At 62.9% G+C, this 22853-nt stretch carries 24 protein-coding genes; 13 read left to right on the top strand and 11 right to left on the bottom strand.

What is annotated here, in order from left to right; genetic code table 11:
* The first annotated feature begins 57 nt into the window (after positions 1-57).
* The 4 genes from ACIPIJ_RS08950 to arfB all read left to right on the top strand — a co-directional run bounded on the left by ACIPIJ_RS08950 (position 58) and on the right by arfB (position 3751).
* Positions 58-1044, top strand: a complete 987-nt coding sequence (locus ACIPIJ_RS08950; protein ID WP_401075739.1) for a DUF1852 domain-containing protein — start codon at positions 58-60, stop codon at positions 1042-1044.
* 27 nt (positions 1045-1071) lie between these two features.
* Positions 1072-2103: a methionine synthase gene (locus tag ACIPIJ_RS08945; RefSeq protein WP_401075093.1), complete on the top strand. Its 1032-nt coding sequence runs from the start codon at positions 1072-1074 to the stop codon at positions 2101-2103.
* Positions 2104-2175: 72 nt separating this feature from the next.
* Entirely contained in the window at positions 2176-3105 is a 930-nt protein-coding gene (locus tag ACIPIJ_RS08940; RefSeq protein ID WP_401075090.1) for a LysR substrate-binding domain-containing protein, read from the top strand.
* Between the two features lie 232 nt (positions 3106-3337).
* The gene (arfB, locus tag ACIPIJ_RS08935) at positions 3338-3751 is read left to right on the top strand and encodes an alternative ribosome rescue aminoacyl-tRNA hydrolase ArfB (RefSeq protein WP_401075087.1); all 414 of its coding nucleotides are present in this window, start codon (positions 3338-3340) and stop codon (positions 3749-3751) included.
* Positions 3752-3769: 18 nt separating this feature from the next.
* Here the strand turns inward: arfB and ACIPIJ_RS08930 are convergent, their stop codons facing one another.
* From ACIPIJ_RS08930 to ACIPIJ_RS08915, 4 genes are all read right to left on the bottom strand, one after another.
* Positions 3770-4549 (bottom strand): MetQ/NlpA family ABC transporter substrate-binding protein, encoded by a 780-nt coding sequence (locus ACIPIJ_RS08930; protein WP_401075085.1) that lies wholly within the window; start codon positions 4547-4549, stop codon positions 3770-3772.
* On the bottom strand, positions 4546-5721 hold the full coding sequence (gene solA, locus ACIPIJ_RS08925; protein WP_401075082.1) for an N-methyl-L-tryptophan oxidase: 1176 nt from the start codon (positions 5719-5721) through the stop codon (positions 4546-4548). The genes ACIPIJ_RS08930 and solA overlap by 4 nt, the downstream gene beginning before the upstream one ends.
* Positions 5722-5825: 104 nt before the next feature.
* Positions 5826-6389, bottom strand: coding sequence for a hypothetical protein (locus ACIPIJ_RS08920; protein WP_401075080.1), 564 nt, complete (start codon positions 6387-6389; stop codon positions 5826-5828).
* 130 nt (positions 6390-6519) lie between these two features.
* On the bottom strand, positions 6520-7449 hold the full coding sequence (locus ACIPIJ_RS08915; protein ID WP_401075077.1) for a malate dehydrogenase: 930 nt from the start codon (positions 7447-7449) through the stop codon (positions 6520-6522).
* A 207-nt stretch (positions 7450-7656) separates the two neighbouring features.
* On the opposite strand from ACIPIJ_RS08915, the gene ACIPIJ_RS08910 reads away from it, so the two are divergent.
* Genes ACIPIJ_RS08910 through ACIPIJ_RS08885 form a run of 6 tightly spaced genes read left to right on the top strand, consistent with a single transcriptional unit; the run spans position 7657 to position 12613 of the window.
* Positions 7657-8079 carry a nuclear transport factor 2 family protein gene (locus tag ACIPIJ_RS08910; RefSeq protein ID WP_401075074.1) on the top strand — a complete coding sequence of 141 codons (423 nt, stop codon included), beginning with the start codon at positions 7657-7659 and terminating at the stop codon, positions 8077-8079.
* Positions 8076-8828, top strand: a complete 753-nt coding sequence (locus ACIPIJ_RS08905) for an SDR family NAD(P)-dependent oxidoreductase (protein WP_401075071.1) — start codon at positions 8076-8078, stop codon at positions 8826-8828. The genes ACIPIJ_RS08910 and ACIPIJ_RS08905 overlap by 4 nt, the downstream gene beginning before the upstream one ends.
* Before the next feature lie 5 nt (positions 8829-8833).
* Complete coding sequence (locus ACIPIJ_RS08900) at positions 8834-10081, top strand: NAD(P)/FAD-dependent oxidoreductase (RefSeq protein ID WP_401075068.1); 1248 nt, start codon at positions 8834-8836, stop codon at positions 10079-10081.
* Positions 10078-10887 carry a DUF1365 domain-containing protein gene (locus tag ACIPIJ_RS08895; protein WP_401075066.1) on the top strand — a complete coding sequence of 270 codons (810 nt, stop codon included), beginning with the start codon at positions 10078-10080 and terminating at the stop codon, positions 10885-10887. Before ACIPIJ_RS08900 ends, ACIPIJ_RS08895 begins: the two co-directional genes overlap by 4 nt.
* Complete coding sequence (locus ACIPIJ_RS08890; RefSeq protein WP_401075063.1) at positions 10862-12121, top strand: class I SAM-dependent methyltransferase; 1260 nt, start codon at positions 10862-10864, stop codon at positions 12119-12121. The genes ACIPIJ_RS08895 and ACIPIJ_RS08890 overlap by 26 nt, the downstream gene beginning before the upstream one ends.
* Before the next feature lie 3 nt (positions 12122-12124).
* Positions 12125-12613, top strand: a complete 489-nt coding sequence (locus ACIPIJ_RS08885) for a DUF2878 domain-containing protein (protein WP_401075060.1) — start codon at positions 12125-12127, stop codon at positions 12611-12613.
* A gap of 67 nt (positions 12614-12680) precedes the next feature.
* Here ACIPIJ_RS08885 and ACIPIJ_RS08880 read toward each other — a convergent pair whose 3' ends face one another.
* Together ACIPIJ_RS08880 and ACIPIJ_RS08875 are read right to left on the bottom strand one after the other, a co-directional pair.
* Entirely contained in the window at positions 12681-13217 is a 537-nt protein-coding gene (locus tag ACIPIJ_RS08880) for a DUF3833 domain-containing protein (protein ID WP_401075058.1), read from the bottom strand.
* A 2-nt stretch (positions 13218-13219) separates the two neighbouring features.
* On the bottom strand, positions 13220-13732 hold the full coding sequence (locus ACIPIJ_RS08875) for a chalcone isomerase family protein (protein ID WP_401075055.1): 513 nt from the start codon (positions 13730-13732) through the stop codon (positions 13220-13222).
* 300 nt (positions 13733-14032) lie between these two features.
* Here ACIPIJ_RS08875 and ACIPIJ_RS08870 point away from each other — a divergent pair, with 300 nt between their 5' ends.
* The 3 genes from ACIPIJ_RS08870 to ACIPIJ_RS08860 all read left to right on the top strand — a co-directional run bounded on the left by ACIPIJ_RS08870 (position 14033) and on the right by ACIPIJ_RS08860 (position 18768).
* Complete coding sequence (locus ACIPIJ_RS08870) at positions 14033-15331, top strand: MFS transporter (protein ID WP_401075052.1); 1299 nt, start codon at positions 14033-14035, stop codon at positions 15329-15331.
* Between the two features lie 442 nt (positions 15332-15773).
* Positions 15774-17132 (top strand): 8-oxoguanine deaminase, encoded by a 1359-nt coding sequence (locus ACIPIJ_RS08865; RefSeq protein WP_401075049.1) that lies wholly within the window; start codon positions 15774-15776, stop codon positions 17130-17132.
* Between the two features lie 121 nt (positions 17133-17253).
* Positions 17254-18768, top strand: a complete 1515-nt coding sequence (locus tag ACIPIJ_RS08860) for a nucleobase:cation symporter-2 family protein (protein ID WP_401075046.1) — start codon at positions 17254-17256, stop codon at positions 18766-18768.
* 42 nt (positions 18769-18810) lie between these two features.
* Here the strand turns inward: ACIPIJ_RS08860 and ACIPIJ_RS08855 are convergent, their stop codons facing one another.
* The 5 genes from ACIPIJ_RS08855 to ACIPIJ_RS08835 form a co-directional block, all read right to left on the bottom strand.
* On the bottom strand, positions 18811-19509 hold the full coding sequence (locus ACIPIJ_RS08855; protein WP_401075043.1) for an anti-sigma factor domain-containing protein: 699 nt from the start codon (positions 19507-19509) through the stop codon (positions 18811-18813).
* Positions 19506-20042: a sigma-70 family RNA polymerase sigma factor gene (locus tag ACIPIJ_RS08850; protein WP_401075041.1), complete on the bottom strand. Its 537-nt coding sequence runs from the start codon at positions 20040-20042 to the stop codon at positions 19506-19508. The genes ACIPIJ_RS08855 and ACIPIJ_RS08850 overlap by 4 nt, the downstream gene beginning before the upstream one ends.
* 90 nt (positions 20043-20132) lie before the next feature.
* Entirely contained in the window at positions 20133-20642 is a 510-nt protein-coding gene (locus tag ACIPIJ_RS08845) for a DUF3455 domain-containing protein (RefSeq protein WP_401075737.1), read from the bottom strand.
* 135 nt (positions 20643-20777) lie between these two features.
* On the bottom strand, positions 20778-22136 hold the full coding sequence (nhaA, locus tag ACIPIJ_RS08840) for a Na+/H+ antiporter NhaA (protein ID WP_401075038.1): 1359 nt from the start codon (positions 22134-22136) through the stop codon (positions 20778-20780).
* A gap of 180 nt (positions 22137-22316) precedes the next feature.
* Positions 22317-22847 (bottom strand): membrane integrity-associated transporter subunit PqiC, encoded by a 531-nt coding sequence (locus ACIPIJ_RS08835; RefSeq protein WP_401075035.1) that lies wholly within the window; start codon positions 22845-22847, stop codon positions 22317-22319.
* Between the last annotated feature and the right edge of the window lie 6 nt (positions 22848-22853).

Here is a 22853-nt window from a genome sequence, read left to right as displayed (position 1 = left end):
AACCTAGACTAGGCCTTACTTGTAGAGCCTATGAATATTTGAGTGGCACACCCGATCATGACGAACATGGATTTCACGTTCTCCCTCAAGCGCATCGACTTCGACGAGCACTATCGCCCCGCCGACAATACGCGCATCACGACCAACTTCGCCAACTTGGCGAGGGGCCCGCGTCGGCAGGAAAATGTGCGCAACACCTTGGCGATGATCAACAACCGATTCAACGCCCTGGCGCATTGGGATAACTCCAAGGGTGACCGTTACACCGTCGAACTTCAAATTATTTCCGTCGCGGTGACCATCGGTGCTGAAAACAGCGATAACGCCCTGCCCTTGATTGAAATACTGAAAACACAGATTGTCGATCGCACAACCGGCGAGCACATTGCGGGCATGGTGGGGAATAACTTTTCTTCCTATGTGCGGGATTACGATTTCAGCGTACTGCTGCTGGGCCACAATAAAAATCAGCCAGGGTTCAGCACCCCCGATCATTTCGGCGAGCTGCATGGAAAGTTGTTCAAGCGCTTCGTCAACTCACGTACGTATAAAGACCACTTCGACAAAGCGCCCGTCATCTGTCTGAGTGTTTCGAGCAGCAAGACCTATCACCGCACTGAAAACCAACACCCTGTGCTGGGCTATGAATATCAGCAGGATGACTACTCGCTGACCGATGACTATTTCGCAAAAATGGGGCTGAAGGTTCGTTACTTCATGCCGCCGAACAGCGTTGCACCGTTGGCGTTCTACCATGCTGGCGATTTGCTCGGTGACTACACCAACCTCGAGCTGATCAGCACCATCAGCACGATGGATACCTTTCAGAAAATCTACCGGCCCGAAATCTACAACGCGAACTCTGTGGCAGGCAAAACCTACCAGCCCAGCCTGAAGCATGAGGATTATTCGCTGACTCGCATTGTGTATGACCGAGAGGAGCGTAGCCGGCTGGCCATCGAGCAGGGCCGTTTTGTCGAGGAGCATTTCATCAAGCCGTACCACGCGATGCTTGAGCAGTGGTCCTCCAACTACGCCGCCTGACCCATTGGAACTACAAGGTTTTCCCTCATGAAAAAGCTGTTGCCCACGTCGACTGCCGGCAGTTTGCCCAAACCCTCCTGGCTCGCTCAACCCGAAACACTCTGGTCACCCTGGAAACTGCAAGACCAAGCATTGATCGAAGGCAAACAGGATGCCCTGCGGTTGTCACTGCAGGAACAGCAACAGGCAGGCATTGATATCGTCAGTGATGGCGAGCAAACGCGCCAACACTTCGTGACGACATTCATCGAGCACCTGAGCGGCGTTGACTTCGAGAAACGTGAAACAGTCAGGATCCGTGATCGCTACGATGCAAGCGTACCGACGGTGGTGGGTGCGGTGGCTCGGCAAAAGCCGGTGTTTGTCGAAGATGCCAAGTTCTTGCGCCAGCAAACCGGGCAACCCATCAAGTGGGCGCTGCCAGGCCCCATGACCATGATCGACACGCTGTATGACAGCCACTACAAAAGCCGCGAAAAACTGGCGTGGGAATTCGCCAAGATTCTCAACCAAGAAGCCCGTGAGCTAGAGGCTGCCGGCGTTGACATCATCCAGTTCGATGAGCCCGCCTTCAATGTGTTCTTCGACGAGGTGAATGACTGGGGGGTTGCCACGCTGGAAAGGGCCATCGAGGGCCTGAAGTGTGAAACGGCCGTGCATATTTGCTATGGCTACGGCATCAAAGCCAACACCGACTGGAAAAAGACACTGGGGTCCGAGTGGCGTCAATATGAGCAGGCCTTCCCCAAACTGCAGAAATCCAGCATCGATATCATCTCGCTGGAATGCCACAACTCGCATGTCCCCTTGGACCTGCTTGAACTCATCCGCGGAAAAAAAGTGATGGTAGGCGCCATCGACGTGGCGAGCCATACCGTGGAAACACCTGAAGAAGTCGCCGATACCCTGCGAAAAGCACTTCAATTCGTGGATGCCGACAATCTCTACCCTTGCACCAACTGTGGCATGGCGCCCCTGCCCCGTGACGTCGCCAGAGGCAAGCTGATTGCCCTGAGTGCCGGCGCAGCCATCGTACGCAGCGAACTTTCGGCCCATTAAGGTGGGTGTATTTCAAAGGACACTCGTGCAACCTCGCCGCGCATGCCGCGGCTTGAGGGTTGTCCTCTCCCCATGATCGACTTGAGACACCTGCGCACCCTCCATGCCTTGCGCGAAACGGACAGCCTGCCCGAAGCCGCTGCATGCCTGCATCTGACCCAGTCGGCGCTGTCGCACCAGTTCCGCGAGCTGGAAAACCGCATCGGCATGCCTGTGTTCGTGCGCAAGTCCAAACCGGTGCGTTTCACCACTGCCGGCCTCAAGCTGCTGCAGCTGGCCGACCAGGTGCTGCCGCTGATTCGCACGACCGAACGCAACCTGGGCAAACTGGCTGGCGGTACGGCCGACCGCCTGCACATCGCCATCGAGTGTCACAGCTGCTATCAATGGCTGATGCCCTCGGTAGACGATTTTCGCGCCGCCTGGCCGGAGGTTGAACTGGACCTGGCCTCAGGGTTGTCGTTCGCGCCGCTGCCGGCGCTGGAACGAGGGGAAATTGACCTCGTGGTGACCTCCGACCCGGTGACGTTGCCAGGTATCACCTATGTGCCGCTGTTCGGATACGAGGCCATGCTGGCCATCGACAAGCATCACCCCCTGCGCGAAAAGGCGTATCTGCAACCTGCCGACATCGCCGGCCAAACCCTGATCACCTACCCGATCGAGCGCAACCGCCTGGACATCTTCACCCGTTTCTTCGACCCGGCCGACCTCGAGCCCGCCGAGGTACGCACGGCAGAGATGACCGTCATGATGATGCAGTTGGTGGCCAGCGGCCGCGGCGTCTGCTGCCTGCCGAACTGGGCAGTGCATGAATACACCGCCCGCGGCTATGTCATTGCCAAGCGCCTGGGCGAGAATGGGTTGCAGGCCACGCTGTTTGCGGCTGTTCGCAGCGACATGCTCGAAGTGCCTTACATGAGTGATTTCCTACTCACCGCAAAAGACATTTCCTTTGCAACATTGGAAGGCGTCAATGTGGTGTCAGGGGCCACTGCCTGACAGCTGCAGAGCGAAAACGGCACTCACCGCCCCCTGCCCGCACCGCACCGCCATGCATCAACCCCCACAGCCCGAGACCTGCGGCCTGAAGCCTGGGTTTCAGCTGTCGCAGCATCACCCCAAGACACCGCCTGCCCTTCCGGAGGCTGTGTGTCGTCGCCCCTGGACCACAACGCCGTGTGCGCGAGCGGCGAAGGCTGTGATAATGGGGGGCAATCACAAGGGCCATGCGATGCTGACCATCTCAAATAACGTGCATCTGCCAGATGCCGACATCGAACTGACCTACATCCGCGCGCAAGGCGCAGGTGGGCAGAATGTCAACAAGGTGTCCAGCGCCGTGCACCTGCGCTTCGACATTCCCGCCTCGTCGCTGCCCGAGTTTTACAAGGAGCGGCTGCTGGCACTGCGTGACAGTCGCATCACCGGCGACGGCGTGTTGATCATCAAGGCCCAACAGTACCGCACCCAAGAGCAGAACCGCACTGATGCACTGGCGCGTCTTGCCGAGTTGATCATCACTGCCGGCAAGACCGAGAAGAAACGCCGCCCCACCAAGCCGACCCTCGGCTCGAAAACCCGCCGCCTGGAAGGGAAAGCCAGGCGCAGCACTGTCAAGGCGGGTCGGGGCAAGGTGGAGTTCTAGTGCCTGTCATTCAACCGATCAGAACGCTGGCACCACATCCCCGTGATAGCGCTCAAGGATGAACTGCTTCACCTGCGGCGAGTTCAACAACGCCCCGAGTTTTTGCACTGCCGGGTCGTTGGCTTTATCCCGGCGCACGTACAGGTAGTTGGCGTAAGGCGACTCGGCGCTTTCGATGAACAACGCATCCTTGTGCGGCTTAAGCTTGGCTTCCAGCGCGTAGTTGGCATTGATCAGAGCCATGTCCACCTGGCCCAGCACGCGCGGCAGCATGGCCGCTTCGAGTTCCTTGAACTTCAGGTGTTTCGGGTTGCTGGTGATGTCGGCGGCAGTGGCCATGATGTTGCTGGGGTCCTTCAGCGTGATCAGCCCCTGCTTGGCGATCAACAGCAGTGCACGCCCGGAGTTGGTAGGGTCGTTGGGAATCGCGACGGTGGCACCGTCCTGCAGTTCTGCGACCGATTTTACCTTGCTCGAATACGCACCGAACGGCTCGATGTGAACGGCCACGATCGGTACCTGGTCGCTGCTCGGCCGATCTTTCTGGTACGCCTCGTAATAGGGTTTGCTCTGGAAATAGTTGGCATCCAGCCGCCCCTCATCCACCTGGCGATCCGGCTGGATGTAGTCGGTGAACACCTTCACCTCAAGCTCCACCCCCTGCTTGGCCAGATCAGGTTTGAGGAACTCCAGGATCTCGGCGTGTGGCACCGGCACCACGGCAATCTTGAGCGTTTCGGCCTGTGCAGCACCGATTGAGGCGGCCAGCAGGGCAAGGGAAAGTGCAATGCGCTTCACAGGTGTTTTCCTTCGAATCGTGAAAGGGTGAACGAGGACAGGTCAAGGTCGGTGGTGCCACGCATGCACCATTGGGCGAAGGCTTCACCCAAGGCAGCCGAGTGTTTGAAGCCGTGGCCAGAGCAAGCGGACACCACAAGGGTGTGCTTGAGCGTGGGGTGCTGGTCGATGATGAAATGCCGATCAGGCGTAACGGTGTAGGCGCAAACCGCCGACTTGAGCACCTTGTCGGTGACCCCGGCAATGCGGCCTTGCACTTGCTGCTCGTACATCTCGCGCGCTTCTGCCGCAGAAACCGTGCGGTCCAGCACGTCGGGTTGCGAGGCCGTGTGGTACTGGGCGGTGGCAATTTTCAGGCTCCCCTCGCCGGGTTGCGCGGGGAAGCCATAATTGATCTTGTCGTCCCCGCGCCCATGGGTGAGGATGAACGTAGGCGATGCGCCCTCCAGGCCCGCATCTTTTTCAAGTTCGAACCAGAACAGTTTCTGCCGGTAGACACTCAGCAAACGGTCGAAGGGCGCACCCAGCAACCCGCCAGCCCAATTACCGGCGCTGAACACCAGCTTGCGGGCTTGCACCGTGCGCAGGTTGGTAGTGACCGTGACGCAGTGCTCATCCGCGCTGATCGCCGTCACTGTTTCGCCGGTGTGCAAAGTCGCACCGTGCGCCGCGGCCAAGCGCAACTGCACGTCGATGCAACGTTCGGGGCGCACAAAACCGCCACCGGGCTCGAAGTAGCCGATCGCGTCATCGCGTACGTGCGCGAATTGCGGGAAACGCTGGCGGATCTGTTCAGCCTCGAGGACTTGGTGTTCGATGCCGTAGGCCTGGGCCAACCCGATGGTGCGCAGGGTGAAGTCGGTTTCATCGGCGGGGTCGAAGTCGGGGCTGGACGTCAGCGCGAGCAAACCGGACTGCTCGAACAACGATTCGCCAGACTGCGCCTCCAGTTCCCGCCAGATTTGCTGGGCCCTTTTGACGATCGGCACATACTGCGCACCCTCGCCCACGGACAGCCGGGTGATACGCGTGTCACCGTGGCTGGAACCAAAGGTGTGCGGTGGCTGGTAGCGGTCGATGCCCACCACATCGACACCCGCCTTGGCCAACTGATACGTGGTGGCGGCGCCCATTGCACCAAGACCGACGACGACGACTTCACAGTGTTCCACGGGCAGCGCTCGCTCAAAAAGGCGCTAGTTGAAAACAGCTGCTCGCGGGAGACAAAGAATTAAAGGGTATATGGTTATGCCCAAGTGCTTCAGGCTTGCCCCAGTCAGCGCACGACCACCACGTAAACTTTGCCAATCACGATGACCACGGCCAATACCAGTACCGAAATACTGAACCAGGGCTTTTTGGGCGGGAGGCCGTCCGGGAAATCATCAACACGGGTCGGCGGCAGTGCGCCGGCACGTTGCAGGCGCAAGTCCACCAAGCGCTGACGCATGGCGCGGTGCCGCTTGCTGTTCAACACCAGTAAGCCCAGCAAGGCCAGGCACAGGATGACCAACTGCGGAGCACCGGCATGGCGGGTGCCAAACAGGCTGACCGCCGTGATCGCAGGCCCTAACAGGCTGGGCAAGACAAGCCAGATGCCCCAGCGAAAGCCGCGGATCATCGCGAACTGCCCCATGCAGAACAGCGCAAACAGCGTCAGCCCGGCTGCAAGGACGTAATTCACCCTGTCCGGCAGATTGCGCAGGTAGCTGCTGTCCCATAACCCAATACCGCTCCCTGCTGCCACCATGCACAGCAAGGTGCCCAATGCGAAGCTTGGGCCATAGCGTGTCATGAAGGCTTCGTGCTGGCCGGGTGTGAGTCTTCCTGGGTGTTGCATTTCAACGCTCCTTGTCAGTAATCCAAGGCGCCATTATGAGCCGAAAGCTGCCGGTCGCGGGAGGGCTGCTCTCGACCCAGAGCAGTCCTCGGTAAAAAACGTAGCACCGCCGGCAGGTGCGCGCGCCTGCTCAGAGAGCGTTCATCTCGGCAATATCACGCACCACCTGATCGGCAGAGTGATCGAACATGCACTGCTCCTGCGCATCCAGAGGCAGTTCGATCACCCGTGCAATCCCCGTCTCTGCCAGCACGCAGGGCACACCCATGGCGATACCCTTTCGGCCGTACTCGCCGTCGAGGATCGCCACCGTCGGCAGAATACGGTTTCGCCCTTTGGCGATGGCATCGACCATCTGTGCAATGGCCACGCCCGGTGCGTCGCAGGCGCTTCCCAGCTTCTTCAGGCCCAAAATCTCGCCGCCACCCTGGCGTGTGCGCTGCACGATGCGCTCTATCTGCTCAGTGGACAGGAAGTGGGACAACGGCACCGAACCCACCGCACAGTAGCGCATCAGCGGCACCATGCTGTCGCCATGGCCTCCGAGCACCAGCGCCGAGATATCGCGCGCGGAAAACCCGGTCTCCTCGGCAATGAAACATCTCATGCGCGCTGTATCCAGTACACCCGCCTGCCCGAACACCTTGTCGCGCCCCAGCCCACTGAGGGACCAGGCGCGATAGGTCAGCACATCGACCGGGTTCGACACCACCAACAGCGTCGCTGCCGGCGCATGGCGCCTGATATCCAGCAGGATGCTGTCGAGAATGGGCAGGTTGATGCTCAACACATCCTGACGGGATTGGCCTGGCTTGCGCGGCACGCCTGCGGTAATTACCACCAGGTCGGAACCTTGCAGCATGTCGGCATTGCCGCCGCCATGGACCCGGGTATCGGACCCTGACTCGATTGCCGCCTGCCAGACGTCCAGCGCCTTGCCCTGCGCCAACTCGCCCTGCACATCGATCAACATCAACTCGCGACACAACTCTTCCCGGGCGATGATCTGAGCCGCCGCCTCGCCCACCATGCCGGCACCTACAATCGAAAGCTTGTTCATCTGCAACCTCCCGCGGCGCGCGAAACCCGAAGCACGCCCGCCTGTACAGAGAAGTATCAACCCCTGACGCCAAAAGGCCACTCAACGGTGAGACGTTGGCACCTGCAACCACGCGCAATAAACTGTACAAAAATATGACTATGTATAGCTTTATGTTGGGAGCTGGACTATACCTGTACAAGAAACCAAATTTGTACAGGATCGCGCATGTCCAGCTACCTGCAAACCTTCGCCAAACGCTTTGCCCAGCTCGATGCGCGTACTCTCGACCAGCTGAGTGACTTGTACAGCGACGACGTCATCTTTCGCGACCCACTGCACCAGATCAGCGGCCTCACCGCCCTGCGCGCCTACTTCGCCGAGCTATACGGCAATGCCCAGGAAGTGCGTTACACCTTCGAGGGCACTGACGAGGTGCAGCCAGGCCACGGCTATATTCGCTGGACCCTGCATTTTCGTCACCCGCGCTTGAACAGTGGGCGGCTGATCAGCCTGCAGGGCTGCAGCCACGTGCGCTGGCACGAGCGGGTGTACTTTCATCAGGATTATTTCGACGCAGGCGCACTGCTTTATGAGCACGTGCCAGTGCTGGGCAGCGCAGTTCGCTGGCTCAAGGGCAGGCTGGCATGAGCCGCTGCTGGCTGACCGGTGCCAGTAGCGGCATTGGCGCTGCGCTGGCGGCACGCCTGCTGGAACAAGGCCATCAGGTTGCACTTGGCGCGCGCCGGGCAGAGAGCCTGGCGCCGTTGACCGCGCAGTTCGGGCCGCAGACCATGTTGGCCGTCGGCGACATCGACGACCCGCTGCACGTCGCAACAATCGCCGAGCAAATCGAGCAACGCTGGGGCGCGCTAGACCTGGTGATTCTCAACGCCGGCACCTGTGAATACCTCGAACCCGGCCACTTCGACCCGCTGCTGGTCGAGCGTGTGCTGCGCACCAACCTGCTCGGCCTCAGCCACTGCCTGCACGCCGCCCTGCCCTTGCTACGCCGTGGCCATCGCCCGCACCTGGTGGTGATCGGCAGCTCGGTGTCCTGGCTGGCACTGCCGCGTGCCGGGGCCTACGGTGCATCCAAGGCAGCCGTGCGTTACCTGATCGAATCGCTGCGCATCGACCTGATCAACGAGGGCATCGACGTCACGCTGGTCAGCCCTGGCTTTGTCGACACGCCGCTGACCCGCCGCAACGACTTCCCCATGCCCCAGTTGTGGAGTGCCGAACGCGCCGCGAGGCACATCGCCGCGCGGTTGCCGCGCCGGCCGCTGGAAATCAACTTCCCCGGTGTTTTCACCCAGGTGCTGCGCCTGCTCGGCGCGCTGCCGGTGCGCTGGCGACTGAAGCTAGGCCAGCGCCTGGCGCGCAAGCAGCAGGAATAGCCCCCATGCGCATCGCAATCATCGGTAGCGGAATTGCCGGCCTCACCTGTGCCTACCTGCTGTCACGCCGGCATGACGTCACGGTGTTCGAAGCCGCCGACTGGATCGGTGGCCATACCCACACCGTCGATGTGCAATGGGGTGGCCAGCAGTACGCGGTAGACACCGGTTTCATCGTCTTCAACGACTGGACCTACCCACACTTCATCCGCCTGCTCGACCAGCTGAAGGTGGCCTCGCGGCCGACCGAGATGAGTTTTTCGGTACATGACCCGTGCAGCGCGTTCGAGTACAACGGCCATGACCTCGACACGTTGTTCGCCCAGCGCAGCAACCTGCTGGACCCCGGCTTCTGGGGCATGCTGCGCGACATCCTGCGCTTCAACCGCAAGGCCATCGCCGACCTCGACAACAAGCGTATCGACGACGCCACCACCTTGGGCAGCTACCTGCAGATGCAGGGCTATGGCCAGCGCGTGATCGACCACTACATCGTGCCGATGGGCTCGGCCATCTGGTCGACGTCGCGTGCCGACATACTTGGTTTTCCGCTGCAGTTCTTCGTGCGGTTTTGCCGCAACCACGGCTTGCTCTCGGTGAGCAACCGCCCGCAATGGCGGGTAATCGAAGGTGGCTCGCGCAGCTACCTGGCGCCGTTGTGCCAACCCTTCGCCGAGCGCATCCGCCTCAACTGCCCGGTCAAGCGGGTTAGCCGTGACGAGGGTGGCGTGACCGTGTTCAGTGCGGCGGGCAGCGAGCGCTTCGACAGCGTAGTGTTCGCGTGCCACAGCGACCAGGCCCTGGCCCTGCTGGAGGCGCCCAGCGCCGATGAGCGCGCGGTGCTGGGCGCCATTACCTACGCCAGCAACGACGTGGTGCTGCACACCGACACCCGGCTGCTGCCCCGCCGGCGCAAGGCCTGGGCCAGCTGGAACTACCGCCTCGGCGGCCCGCAGCAGGCACCTGCCGCACTCACCTACGCGATGAACATCCTGCAAGGCATCGACGCGCCGGTGACCTTCTGCGTGAGCCTTAACCAGACCGCGCTGGTGGACCCCACGCAGATCCTCGCCCGCTTTGACTATGCGCACCCGCAATACAGCCTGGTCGCCCTGGCCGCCCAGGCCCGCCAGGACGAACTGCAGGCGCGACAACACACTTACTACTGCGGCGCCTACTGGGGCAACGGCTTTCACGAAGACGGCGTGGTCAGTGCGCTGAAAGTGGCAGATTTTTTTGGAGAAGGCTTGTGAACAGCAGTCTGTGTCACGGCTGGGTCAGCCACCGGCGGCTGACCCCTCGGCAGCATGTGTTCCGCTACCGTCTCGGCATGTTTTACCTGGACCTGGATGAACAGCCCCGCTTGTTGGGCCTGAGCCGCTGGCTCGGCCGTTCGCGCCTGGCACCGCTGTGCTGGCGCGAAGGCGATTACCTGCCAGCACTCACCCGGCATGGCCAGCCCTTGGCCCAGGCCGCACGGCAACTGGTCGGCCAGGCCACCGGGCAAACGCCTGAAGGCGCCGTGCACCTGCTCACACAGCCGCGTTGCTGGGGGCTGTCGTTCAACCCAGTGAGCGTCTACTTCTGCCATGACCGCGCCGGCCAGCTGGCGGCCATTCTGCTGGAGGTGCGCAACACGCCCTGGCGGGAGCGTTTTCACTATGTGCTGCCCGTGCAGAACGGACTCCAAGCCGGGTTTGCTGTCGCCAAGGCGTTTCACGTTTCGCCATTCATGCCGTTGGACATGGATTACCGCCTGCGGTTTCTGCTCGATGCCCAGCGCGTCCAGGTGCACATGGAGAACTGGCGCGAAGGGCAAAAAGTGTTCGAAGCCGACCTGGCCCTGCAACGCGGGCCACTGGATCGCGCCGCGCTTCACCGCCACATTCTCAACTTTCCCTGGATGAGCCTGCGCACCGTGTCGGCCATCTACTGGCAAGCCTTGCAGCTGCTGCTCAAGCGCACGCCCATCCACGACCATCGCGCCAGCCAGGGCAACCTGGGCCTCGGCCACACCTGTAAGGAGGCCGAACATGACCGAACCCACCCTGAGCGCTAGTAAATCGGCAGGCCGCACCCCGCTGCTCGGCAGCCTGGCCAGAACGGCCGTGCTCGCTCAATTGCGGCATTTGGCCCAAGGCTGTTTGCGGGTGATCTGCAATGACCGGCAATGGAGCTTCGGCGACGCCGGCAGCGCCCTCTATGCCGAAGTCGAAATTGTCGACGAGGCCGCCTGGAGCCTGGTCGCCCGCAATGGCTCGATCGGCGCCGGGGAAGGTTATATCCACGGCTACTGGCGCACCCCCGACCTGGCGGCGGTCACCCGCGTGTTCGTCGCCAACCTCGATGTGCTGGACGCCATGGAGGGCGGCCTGGCGCGCCTGGCACGCCCGGCCCTGCGCCTGCTGCACCGGCTCAACCGCAACAACCGGCGCGGCGCGCGGCGCAATATCCTCGCCCATTACGACCTGGGCAACGCCTTGTTCGAGCGCCTGCTCGACCCGACAATGATGTATTCGGCTGCGCAGTTCGAAAGTGCCGAGCAAAGCCTGGAACAGGCGCAACTGAACAAGCTCGAACGCATCTGCCAGAAGCTCGAACTCAAACCCGACGAACACCTGCTGGAAATCGGCAGCGGCTGGGGCAGCCTGGCGATCCACGCTGCGACGCATCACGGCTGCCGCGTCACTACCACCACGCTGTCCGACGCGCAGTACGCCCACACCCTGCAGCGCGTGCAGGCACTGGGCCTGACGCAGCGCATCACGGTGCTGCGCGAAGACTACCGCGACCTGCGAGGGCGTTTCGACAAGCTGGTGTCGATCGAGATGATCGAAGCGGTCGGCCACCGCTACCTGCCCACTTACTTTCGCCAGTGTTCCGCCCTGCTCAAGGAGGACGGCCTGATGCTGCTGCAGGCCATCACCATTCGCGACCAGCGCTACGCCCAGGCGCGACGTTCGGTGGATTTCATCCAGCGGTACATCTTCCCCGGTGGCGCCCTGCCCTCGCTGAGCGTGCTGCTCGAAACCGCCAGCCGCCAGACCGCGCTGAACCTGGTGCACCTGGAAGACTTCGGCCAGGACTACGCTCGCACCTTGCGCCATTGGCGCGACAACCTACGCCAAGCGCGCGCAGCGCTCAAGGAGTTGGGCTACGACGACACCTTCCAGCGCTTGTGGGAGTTCTACCTGTGCTACTGCCAGGGTGGTTTCGAGGAGCGCGCGATTGGTGTGGCGCAGTTGCTGTGGGCGGCGCCACTGGCGCGCCGGGCGCCGCTGCCGGGCGCCTGAACGGTGTCGCGTTGGTGGCTGGTCGGCAATGCCTTGTGGTTGCAGGCAGGTTGGTGGGCCTGCGTGCTGGGCGCGAACACGCCATGGCTGCTGGTGACCGTGCCGATTGGGTTGGCGCTGCACCTGCGTTATTGCCAGAACCGAGCCGGTGAAGTGCGTGCGTTGTTAGGGGTAGCCCTTGCCGGTTGCCTGCTAGATAGCGTGCTGGGGGCACTGGGCGTGTTCGCCTTCGCTCAATGGCCCTTGCCCCTCTGGCTGGCCCTGCTGTGGCTGGTGCTGGCCAGCGGCTTGCGCCATAGCCTGGCGTGGGCGGCGCGGCCGGTTTGGCTTGGGGCGGTGCTAGGCATGATAGGTGGCCCGCTGGCTTATCTGGCGGGGGCGCGGTTGGCGGGTGTGGGGTTGCCGATGGGCGAGGCAGCTACTGTACTGATACTGGCGCCTGTCTGGGCGATCGCATTTCCAGTGGCCCTGCGCGTTGCGCGAAGGGCCTAGGCCAGCGCTGCCCCCTGTGGGAGCCGGCTTGCCGGCTCCCACAGATAAGCAACACTGCCTGGAATGATCATGGCGTCCCCGCCGGCAACCGACGGAAGAACAGGGTTATCTGCGCGACCTCCACCCCCAACTTGCGCATGCTCGAACGGTTGATGAGCGTGTCCGCATCCATCAGGTACATCCAATCGTCGATGTCCATCTCCCAGTGCCGGCCGTCGACCGGCACGTCAAGTGTGTAGCGCCAGTGCAATGCATTGCCCGCCACTTGGCCATGCGCCTCGCCGATCACATCACCGGCCCGCCCGCGCCAGCGCCCGGGGCCGTCGGGGGTGAGCGTCCAAGTACGTTGCTGGCGCGTGCCGTCGCTGTACAGGAAACGCTCATCGAGGATCAGCTTTTCACCCTCGCGCCGGCTGTCGATGCGCACATGGAAACGCTTGGTCACTTCCCCTGAGCGCTTCTGCACCATGCCCCAGGCCTGTACCGGTACGGAGAAGAACGCCACCAGGTCCAGCCCCGGCTTTTCGCCCGCGTAGTGGTCGACCTCGACGTTGCCGCAGCTGCCCAGCAGCAGGCAGCCGACCAACAGCAGCACTCTACCCATGATCAGTCTCCTCGGTCGTCCCTGGCCAGGCCAAGCAGGCGCTGGCGCAATTGTGGGTCACGGGCTCGCGGGTCGAGCCAGATGGCAAAGAAGGCGCGGGCGAACGCCGGGTCGGCGACTTCGTGGCGCAATTGGCCATCGACATAGAAACGGCTGCCCTGCCCAGGCAGGTACACACCGGAGATACGCATGCCCGGCTGCACATCCACGAATGCGCCCTGCATCGCTTGCGTCCAACGTTCCAGGGTGGCCGGCGGCAACGGGCGCTCAGCCAAGCGGCGCATTTCGTCCAGGCTGGCCTGCACCAGCGTGTCGCGTGACAACGCCCGGTGGTAGATCAGCTCCAGGGCGAACGGCTGTTGCCAACCTTGCGGCGAGCTCGCGCTCCACAAGCGGGCGGTGTAGACGCTCAAACCGAACCAGGTGAATTCACCGCTGCCGACCTGTCGCGCCTCGGGCAGCGCACTGCGCCAGTCGGCGGTCGCTGGAAGCACCACCCCCAGCAGAACGGTCATCACAAACACTGCCGGGATACCGCATCGCCTAGCCATGCGCTGGAAACCAAAATGCCGATAATGTTGTACAAGTATATTTATCTGTACAGCTTTCTGCGGCCATATCCACGCCTTTCTCTAAATTCATGACGGACGGCATTCGTTCGGTTATCGAACGCAAGCGCCATACTTGGCATTGACGCTCCGGGTTTCTCTGCTCACCATGCCACGGCCTCGCGATTGCTCCCTGCCTTGAGCCAAAACCGCGAGCTAGATGCATCCAGCAGCTCATTACAATTTCAAGAAACAGGTACATCCGCCATGCCTCCGATTCCCCATGCTTCCATGGGCAGCAAGATTCGCGGCGCCTTTGCCGTCGGCAAGACGCGTTGGGGCATGCTCGCCCTGGTGTTCTTCGCCACCACCCTGAACTACATCGACCGCGCCGCCCTCGGCATCATGCAGCCCATGCTGGCCAAGGACATGAGCTGGACGGCGATGGACTACGCCAACATCAACTTCTGGTTCCAGGTGGGCTACGCCATCGGCTTCCTGCTGCAAGGCCGGCTGATCGACAAAGTGGGCGTGAAACGCGCCTTCTTCGTCGCGGTGCTGCTCTGGAGCCTGGCCACCGGCGCACACGGCCTGGCGACCTCGGCCGCCGGCTTCATGGTCTGCCGGTTCATCCTCGGCCTGACCGAGGCCGCCAACTACCCGGCCTGCGTGAAGACCACGCGCCTGTGGTTCCCTGCCGGTGAACGGGCCATCGCCACCGGGCTGTTCAACGCCGGCACCAATGTCGGCGCCATGATCACCCCGGCGCTACTGCCGGTGATCCTCGCCGCCTGGGGCTGGCAGGCCGCCTTCATCGCCATGGGCTGCCTGGGCCTGGTCTGGGTGATTTTCTGGGGCCTCAAGTACTTCAACCCCGAAGAGCACCCGACCGTGCGCCAGAGCGAGCTGGACTACATCCAGCAAGAGTCGGAGCCCGAGGCCGTACGCGTGCCCTTCAGCCGCATCCTGCGCATGCGCGGCACCTGGGCCTTTGCCGTGGCGTTCGCGATCACCGCGCCGGTGTTCTGGTTCTACCTGTACTGGCTGCCACCGTTTCTCAACCAGCAGTACAACCTGGGCATCAGCGTCACCCAGATGGGCATCCCGCTGATCCTCATCTGGCTGACGGCCGACGTCGGCAGCATCGGCGGCGGGATTCTCTCGTCGTGGCTGATCGGCCGCGGCGTGCGCGCCACGCGGGCACGCCTGATTTCGATGCTGATCTTCGCCTGCACCATCGTCAGCGTGACGTTCGCCGCCCATGCCAGTGACCTGTGGATTGCCGTGCTGGCCATTGCCGTGGCGGTTGGTGCGCACCAGGCCTGGACGGCGAACATCTGGAGCCTGCTGATGGACTACACACCCAAGCACCTGGTGAGCACGGTGTTCGGCTTCGGCAGCATGTGCGCGGCCATCGGCGGGATGTTCATGACGCAGATCGTCGGCAGCGTGCTGACCATCACCCATAACAACTATGCCGTGCTGTTCACCCTGATCCCGGCGATGTATTTCATTGCGCTGGTGTGGCTGTACTTCATGGCGCCGCGCAAGGTCGAAACGGCGTAAGCGCGAACCCAGTTTCCTCGAAGGGGCCTGCGGGCCTCTTTTTTTTGTATTGGGGACAGGGACCTGCCAACCCTCCCATTTTTTCGTATACAAAAACCGACATTCCTGGTTACATTACCCCCGCGCCTACGACAGTGGTAATCGCCGCTGCGTATTGCGACAGGCTAAAGCCATGCATTACCCCTACCTGCTCGCCCCCTCCGAGCCCCCAGCGCGAATCCTCGCATTCGCCGCTATTGCGTTCTCCCAGTGCCCCACCCTTCGCCTCACGCCGAGCCTATGTGCCTCGGCGGCTTCGACGCGCGCGCTGGTGCTCTGACCTACCCTGCAACCCACGCCGTGTTTTCCACACAGCGCCTGGTTTCCAGGGACAGGCTCTCATCGAAAACCGGGTGTCTGAACAAACAGATTGCAACCCGTCCCTCACGGGAAAGGAACACCAATGCCCAAGACTTTATTGATAAAAAACGCCGAACTGCTGGTTACCATGGACGGCGAGCGCCGCGAGATACGCCGTGGTGGCGTGTACATCGAAGACAACCTGATCAAGCAGGTTGGCCCCAGCGACGAACTGCCCCAGCACGCTGACGAAATCCTCGACATGACCGGCAAGGTGGTCATCCCGGGGTTGGTCAACACCCACCACCACATGTACCAGAGCCTCACTCGCGTGGTGCCGGCGGCCCAGGACGGCGAGCTGTTCAACTGGCTGACCAACCTGTACCCGATCTGGGCACGGCTGACGCCCGAGATGATCGCAGTGTCGACCCAGACTGCGATGGCCGAGCTGATCCTTTCCGGCTGCACCACCTCCAGCGACCACCTGTACATCTACCCCAACGGCTGCAAGCTCGACGACAGCATTCACGCTGCCGGCGAAATCGGCATGCGCTTCCACGCCGCACGCGGCAGCATGAGCGTCGGCCGCAGCCAGGGCGGGCTGCCGCCGGATTCGGTGGTGGAAAAGGAAAGTGACATCCTCAAGGAGTCGCAGCGCCTGATCGAGGACTACCACGACGCCAGCCATGGCTCGATGCTGCGGGTGGTGGTAGCGCCTTGCTCGCCGTTTTCGGTCAGCCGTGACCTGATGCGCGAAGCCGCGGTGCTGGCGCGCAATTACGGGGTGTCGCTGCACACCCACCTGGCCGAGAACGTCAACGACATTGCCTACAGCCGTGAAAAGTTCGGCATGACCCCGGCCGAGTATGCCGAGGACCTGGGCTGGGTCGGCCATGATGTGTGGCACGCCCACTGCGTGCAACTGGACCAGCACGGCATCGAACTGTTCGCCCGCACCGGCACCGGCGTGGCCCACTGCCCCTGCTCGAACATGCGCCTGGCCTCGGGCATCGCGCCGATCCGCAAGATGCGCGACCACGGTGTACCGGTGGGCCTGGGCGTCGACGGTTCGGCCTCCAACGACGGCGCCAGCATGATCGGCGAAGTGCGCCAGGCGCTGCTGCTGCAGCGTGTCGGTTTCGGCCCCGATGCGATGACCGCACGCGAAGCGCTGGAAATCGCCACGCTGGGCGGCGCCAAGGTGCTCAACCGTAGTGACATCGGTGCCTTGGCACCGGGCATGGTCGCCGACCTGGTCGCCTTCGACCTCGGCCATGTGTCTTACGCAGGCGCACACCACGACCCGCTGGCGGCGCTGGTGTTCTGCACCCCGACCCAGGTCCATACCAGCGTGATCAACGGCCGTGTGGTGGTCAATGACGGCCGCATCACCACCGTCGACCTGCCCCGGGTGCTGGAGCGCCACAATCAGCTGGCCCGTCAGCTGGTCATCGGCGAGTAAGACAACCAGGCCATTGCGCGCTGCGCTGCGCGCAACGGCCAAGCCGCAGGTAAACGTTCACCCACCGCGACTGAAACCGTGCTGTTAGACGCATTAAAAAAACAAAAGCGAGCTACTCACCATGACTTCACCCGCTACACCTCGTCCCGAAGACGAGAACCTCGGCGTTGGCGCCAACCTGGCCTACGGGCTGCAGCACGTGCTGACGATGTATGGTGGCATTGTTGCCGTACCGCTGATCATCGGCCAGGCGGCCGGCCTGGCGCCGGCAGACGTTGGCCTGCTGATCGCCGCCTCGCTGTTCGCCGGTGGCCTGGCCACGTTGCTGCAGACAATGGGCATCCCCTTCTTCGGCTGCCAGCTGCCGCTGGTGCAAGGGGTGTCCTTTGCCGGCGTGGCGACGATGATCGCGATCATCGGCAGTGAAGGCCGGATTGGCCTGGCGGTGGTGTTCGGCGCGGTGATCGCGGCGTCACTGATCGGGCTGCTGATCACGCCATTGTTCTCGCGCATCACGAAATACTTCCCGCCATTGGTGACGGGCATCGTCATCACCACCATCGGCCTGACCCTGATGCCGGTCACGGCGCGCTGGGCCATGGGCGGCAACAGCCAGGCAGCGGATTTTGGCAGCACCGCCAACATCGCCTTGGCAGCATTCACCCTGGCCACCGTGCTGCTGCTCAGCAAACTGGGCAGCGCCAGCATCTCGCGCCTGTCGATCCTGCTGGCGATGGTCATCGGCACGCTGGTGGCGGTGGCCTTTGGCATGGCTGATTTTTCCAACGTGCTGAACGGCACGCTGGTGGCACTGCCGCAGGCTTTGCCGCTTGGCGCGCCCGAGTTCCAGGTCGCGGCGATCATCTCGATGCTGATCGTGATCGTGGTCACCATGGTCGAGACCTCGGCGGACATCCTGGCGGTCGGCGAAATCATCGACACCAACGTGGACGCTAAACGCCTGGGTAACGGCCTGCGCGCCGACATGATCTCCAGCGCCCTGGCGCCGTTGTTCGGTTCTTTCACCCAGAGCGCCTTTGCTCAGAACGTCGGCCTGGTTGCCGTGACCGGCGTGAAGAGCCGCTATGTGGTGGCCACCACCGGCCTGATCCTGGTCACCCTCGGCCTGCTGCCGGTGATGGGCCGCGTGATCGCCGCCGTGCCCACCGCCGTGCTCGGCGGCGCCGGCGTGGTGCTGTTCGGCACCGTCGCGGCCAGCGGCATCCGCACCCTGGCCCAGGTGGACTATCGCAACAACATGAACCTGATCATCGTCGCCACCTCGATCGGCTTCGGCATGATCCCGATTGCAGCGCCGGGCTTCTACCACCAGTTCCCGGCCTGGTTCGAGACCATTTTCCACTCCGGGATCAGTTCGGCGGCGATCATGGCAATCCTGCTCAACCTGCTGTTCAACCACCTGCGCGCCGGCAACTCCGACCAGCAGTCGGTGTTCGTTGCCGCCAGCGAACGCACCTTGCGCTACCGCGACATTGCCGGGCTGAACGACGGCGACTTCTTCCGCGATGGCAAGCTGTTCGACTGTGACGGTAACGAGGTGCCGATCACCGAGGCCGACGAGGGCCACAGCGATGCACCTGCGCCCCGCAAGAAACGCCCCGAGCACGTGCATTGACCCCTGGCGGCGCTCCAGCGCCGCTTCCCTTTGAGGCCCTTGTCACAGCACCTTCACCGCTCGGCCGATGAACTGCACAGGCCCCGTTGGCCGGCCGGTCGGCGAGCCGCCCGCCCGCTCCAGGGTCAACTCGAACAACTGGTTGGGCTCCAAAGGCGGCAGGTCATCCGAGGGCACGCGGTACTGCTCACCGGGCTTGACCAAGCCCAGCGAAACCGGGGCCTGCCACTGCTCACCTTTAGTCCAGAACTGCAGCACCTTGTCGCTCGGCACCGGGAACTGCCCCAGCGGGATCAACTGGATGTTGCGCGCATCGCTCGCCTGCACCACCCAGCCCGCAGCGCTGTCAGCCGGCGCAACCAGCACCACCAAATAAGAGGGCGGCGGGGGTTGGGTTGTGAGCAATGAGAATGCCAGCAGCAGGCTGGCCAGCGCACCGGCGCCGGCCATGCCTTGCCACACTGCCAAGCGTTGCCACCAGCGCACTGGCTGTGCGGGTCGTTGCCCATCGAGGCTGCGGTTGATCCGCTTCCATAGCCGTGCACTGGGTACCACCGGCTCGGCCAGTGCATTGAGCGCCAGAAGCCGCTGCTCCCAGGCATCCACGGCGGTACGCAGCTGCACATCCACGTCCAGGCGATGACGCACGGCCTCATGTTGCTCGGCCGACAAGGTACCCAGCACGTATTCGCCGGCCAGTGCGTCGAGGTCATCAGCACGTTCACCCTGCGGTGTCTTCATCCCATGCACTCCCGCAACGCTTTCAGGCTGCGTTTGATCCAGGCCTTGATGGTGCCCAGCGGCGTGTTCAGCAAACCGGCAATCTCGGCATGGCTGCAACCGTCGACATAGGCATGCAGGATGCACTGCTTGCGTGCAGGCTCCAATTGCTCAAGGCAGCGGTGAATCTTCGCCGAGTCCGCCTGCAGGTCGATATCGCCCGCAAAAGGCATGCTGGAAAAAGCCGCTTCATCGAGCACGACTTCGCGCCGGGTATCGCGTATGAAATTCAGCGCCAGGTGCCGGGTGACGCTGTAGATCCAGCCACGCGCCGAGCCCCGGGCGGGGTCGAAGCTGGCTGCCCGCGTCCAGATACGCACAAACGCATCGTGCAGGATATCTTCGGCCGTGGCGTCATCACGGGCAATGCGGCGGGCGACGCCGAGCAAGCGCGCGCCCTCCTCCTCGTAGAGTGCGTGCAGCGCTCGCCGATCACCCTGCGCGCAGGCCTCAAGGCAACCTTGAAAATCAAACAGCGGCAACGGTGAGTTCAATGCAAGTTCCCTGGACGGCACCCCAGCCAAATGGCTGGGGTTGTCGTTGAGCGTAGACGTCAGAGGCTCAAATGCCTGTGCGCATCACGCTCACTTTGCCGCCCAGAAGATGTAGTCGGCCTGGTAGTCGACGATTTTCCGCTCGCCCTTGTTCTGCACCGAGCACGCACTTGCCGGCGCCACGCCTCCACGGGTAGCCAGGCGCTGGATGAAGCTCACGCCGGTCATGGCGCCTTTACCCTCGGCGGGGTTGGCCTGGACCAACTGGTAAGGCAGATCGCCCTTGGCGGCTGGCGCAATGGCCAACTGGGTGCCGGTGACCTTCGAGCCATCTTTCGCCTGCCAGGTGGCGGGCGGCCCGAAGTAATCCCCTACCTGCTTGCCGGCCCTGTCATTGAGCACGGCCTTGGGGCCGACGAAGGTCCATTCGGTCTGCCCGGGGGCATTGGCTTTATCGCGGCATTCATAGGTGATCTGGCCGACACCGACGGTCTCGAGCATGACGGCGTGGCCGTCCGGCACCTTGACCGCATCTGGTATGGAAGATTGAGCCTGGGCGCCTTGCGAAGCCAGAATCAGGACAAGGCCGCCGCTGAGCATCAGCAGGGTAACGGGAGTATTCATGGTGTAAATCTCCTGGCGAGTAATCGACAGCGCGAATTCGCGCTGCCTGTAATACCCGCCAGGAAGCCGATTGGATGCACCCCCCGAAAAATATTCAGCGGGGTGCTGGCATCAGTGTGCTTGCGCCCGCACAGTGGAGGCTGCCTTGCGCAGGCTCCAGACACCCCATGCCAAGCCAATCACCGCAGCGGTGACGGAGCCCGACAGCACGCCAAGTTTCGCCGCGCCCAAGGCACCAGGGTCAGCGAAGGCCAGGTTGGCGATGAAGATGGACATGGTGAAGCCGATACCCGCCAACAGCCCGATCAGGGTGATGCCGCGCCAGGTGACGCCTGCCGGCAGCGCACACCAGCCCAGGCGTACCATCAGCCAGCTGACGCTGACAATGCCCAACGGCTTGCCGGCGACCAGTGCGACGGCGACGGCGACCATCACCCAGAACGGCCCGTCGGCAGACAGGTCCACCCCCGACAAACCGACACCGGCGTTGGCCAGGGCGAACAGCGGCATGATCGCGTAGGCCACCCAAGGGTGCAGGTTGCCTTGCACGCGGGTCACCGGCGGCACCAGTTCACGCTGGGCCAGGCGCAGGTGTTTCAGCGGGCTCATGAGCTGGCTGGCGTCGCGCTCCGGTGCTTTGGCGCGGCCAAGCAAGTCGTCAGTGAAGCGGCTGACAGCCTCAAGCGGGCGCTCGCTCAGCGGCATCGCCTTGACCGGTGTCATCAGGCCCAGGGCCACGCCCGCCAAGGTGGGGTGAGCGCCGGTCATCAAGACACCCAGCCAGGTGATGAAGCCGGGGATGATATAGGCGTAGGCCGAGCCGACACCGATCTTCTGCAGGCCGAGCACCAGCAGCAGGCCGATTGCGGCAACACCCAGGCCGCTGTAATCGAGGCCACCGGAGTAGAAGAAGGCAATGATGAGCACGGCGATGATGTCATCGATGATCGCCAGCGCCAGCAGAAACACCCGCACATTGGAAGGGATCGACTTGCCCAGCAGCGCCAGCACCCCCACCGCAAACGCGATGTCGGTGGCGGTGGGCACTGCCCAGCCTTGATGGTCGGCAGGGCCATGGTTGAACGCCAGGTAGATCAGCGCGGGCACGGCCACCCCGCCGACAGCTGCGGCCATCGGCAACGTGGCCTGGCGCAGGCTGGACAGCGCACCTTCATGGATTTCGCGGCGGATTTCCATGCCGACCACCAGGAAGAAGATGGTCATCAGGCCATCGTTGATCCAGAAGTGCAGGGATTGCGAATACACCAGCGAGCCGATGCCGAAGGTGATGGGCGTGTGCCAGAGGGCGTCGTAGCTGTCGGCGGCGGGCGAGTTAGCCCAGATCAGCGCGGCCACGGCGGCGATCAGCAGCACGATACCGCTCACTGCTTCAATGTGCAGAAAGCGCTCCAGGTTGGCGAACGCGCGCAAGGCGATGCGCTGGGCGCGGGGCATTACATGTTTTTGCATGGGCGCAAACACTCCCGCAGGCGGCCCGACCTGCGTAGTTATTTAACCTGCATCACTGCTTCGCGCAGCTAGCACCCGGCGTGCATTCTAGCGGAAACCTGCCCCGGGTGCACATAACCTGCGCAACAGGCGCGGGCCCCGCACGGACCAGGCGCCCCGGATTGCGTTGAGCGCGGCCCTTTACGACCTCGGGCAACCTGATGCGCTGGCACGCACGGCGCTGGCCAGCTTCTGCAGATTGACCTGCTGGGCGCCCACCAGGCTGCCGATGCTGTTCTGCGCCGGGGTCTGCACCGAGGTCCGACAGGTCATCTCGTTTTGCCCCGGGCGTTTGAGCCGCCACACCGCTTCGAGCAGCGCGTATTGGCCTGGGATCGAGTCAAAACGCTGCACATCCACCCGCAACATTGCCCCGGCTGCCCCGCCAACCGGACCGCCCAACTGGTCCTGCAAGGCGCTGCGGAACTCATCCACTAGGTTGGCCCCCCACCATTCGGTTTCGAGGATCACCAGCCCGCTTGCGCCCTGACGTATCACCAGCTGCGGGCGGTCCACCTGCGGCGGCAGGCTGACCCGCTCGACCAGGATCTTTTCACCGGCGCCATGGCTCGGCTGCGCAGCGACCAGGGTGTGGTAGTTATTGGGCGCGCTGCGACAGCCCGCGGTCAGCACCACCAGCGTGGCCAGCATCAGGGTAGGCAGTGTGCGCATCGGCTC

Source organism: Pseudomonas sp. NPDC087185, assembly GCF_044744955.1.
Taxonomy (GTDB): Bacteria; Pseudomonadota; Gammaproteobacteria; order Pseudomonadales; family Pseudomonadaceae; genus Aquipseudomonas.
The sequence above is the reverse complement of the archived record's forward strand: the minus strand, read 5'-3'. Positions and strand labels throughout refer to the sequence as shown.

Coding starts and splice junctions, on each gene's coding strand:
- ACIPIJ_RS08950 (WP_401075739.1), top strand. CDS start 58: ATGACGAACATGGATTTCACGTTCTCCCTCAAGCGCATCGACTTCGAC.
- ACIPIJ_RS08855 (WP_401075043.1), bottom strand. CDS start 19,509: ATGAAGACACCGCAGGGTGAACGTGCTGATGACCTCGACGCACTGGCC.
- ACIPIJ_RS08915 (WP_401075077.1), bottom strand. CDS start 7,449: ATGAACAAGCTTTCGATTGTAGGTGCCGGCATGGTGGGCGAGGCGGCG.
- ACIPIJ_RS08860 (WP_401075046.1), top strand. CDS start 17,254: ATGACTTCACCCGCTACACCTCGTCCCGAAGACGAGAACCTCGGCGTT.
- ACIPIJ_RS08910 (WP_401075074.1), top strand. CDS start 7,657: ATGTCCAGCTACCTGCAAACCTTCGCCAAACGCTTTGCCCAGCTCGAT.
- ACIPIJ_RS08920 (WP_401075080.1), bottom strand. CDS start 6,389: ATGCAACACCCAGGAAGACTCACACCCGGCCAGCACGAAGCCTTCATG.
- ACIPIJ_RS08890 (WP_401075063.1), top strand. CDS start 10,862: ATGACCGAACCCACCCTGAGCGCTAGTAAATCGGCAGGCCGCACCCCG.
- ACIPIJ_RS08905 (WP_401075071.1), top strand. CDS start 8,076: ATGAGCCGCTGCTGGCTGACCGGTGCCAGTAGCGGCATTGGCGCTGCG.
- ACIPIJ_RS08945 (WP_401075093.1), top strand. CDS start 1,072: ATGAAAAAGCTGTTGCCCACGTCGACTGCCGGCAGTTTGCCCAAACCC.
- ACIPIJ_RS08835 (WP_401075035.1), bottom strand. CDS start 22,847: ATGCGCACACTGCCTACCCTGATGCTGGCCACGCTGGTGGTGCTGACC.
- ACIPIJ_RS08870 (WP_401075052.1), top strand. CDS start 14,033: ATGCCTCCGATTCCCCATGCTTCCATGGGCAGCAAGATTCGCGGCGCC.
- ACIPIJ_RS08875 (WP_401075055.1), bottom strand. CDS start 13,732: ATGACCGTTCTGCTGGGGGTGGTGCTTCCAGCGACCGCCGACTGGCGC.
- arfB (WP_401075087.1), top strand. CDS start 3,338: ATGCTGACCATCTCAAATAACGTGCATCTGCCAGATGCCGACATCGAA.
- ACIPIJ_RS08865 (WP_401075049.1), top strand. CDS start 15,774: ATGCCCAAGACTTTATTGATAAAAAACGCCGAACTGCTGGTTACCATG.
- ACIPIJ_RS08845 (WP_401075737.1), bottom strand. CDS start 20,642: ATGCTCAGCGGCGGCCTTGTCCTGATTCTGGCTTCGCAAGGCGCCCAG.
- ACIPIJ_RS08940 (WP_401075090.1), top strand. CDS start 2,176: ATGATCGACTTGAGACACCTGCGCACCCTCCATGCCTTGCGCGAAACG.
- ACIPIJ_RS08900 (WP_401075068.1), top strand. CDS start 8,834: ATGCGCATCGCAATCATCGGTAGCGGAATTGCCGGCCTCACCTGTGCC.
- nhaA (WP_401075038.1), bottom strand. CDS start 22,136: ATGCAAAAACATGTAATGCCCCGCGCCCAGCGCATCGCCTTGCGCGCG.
- ACIPIJ_RS08880 (WP_401075058.1), bottom strand. CDS start 13,217: ATGGGTAGAGTGCTGCTGTTGGTCGGCTGCCTGCTGCTGGGCAGCTGC.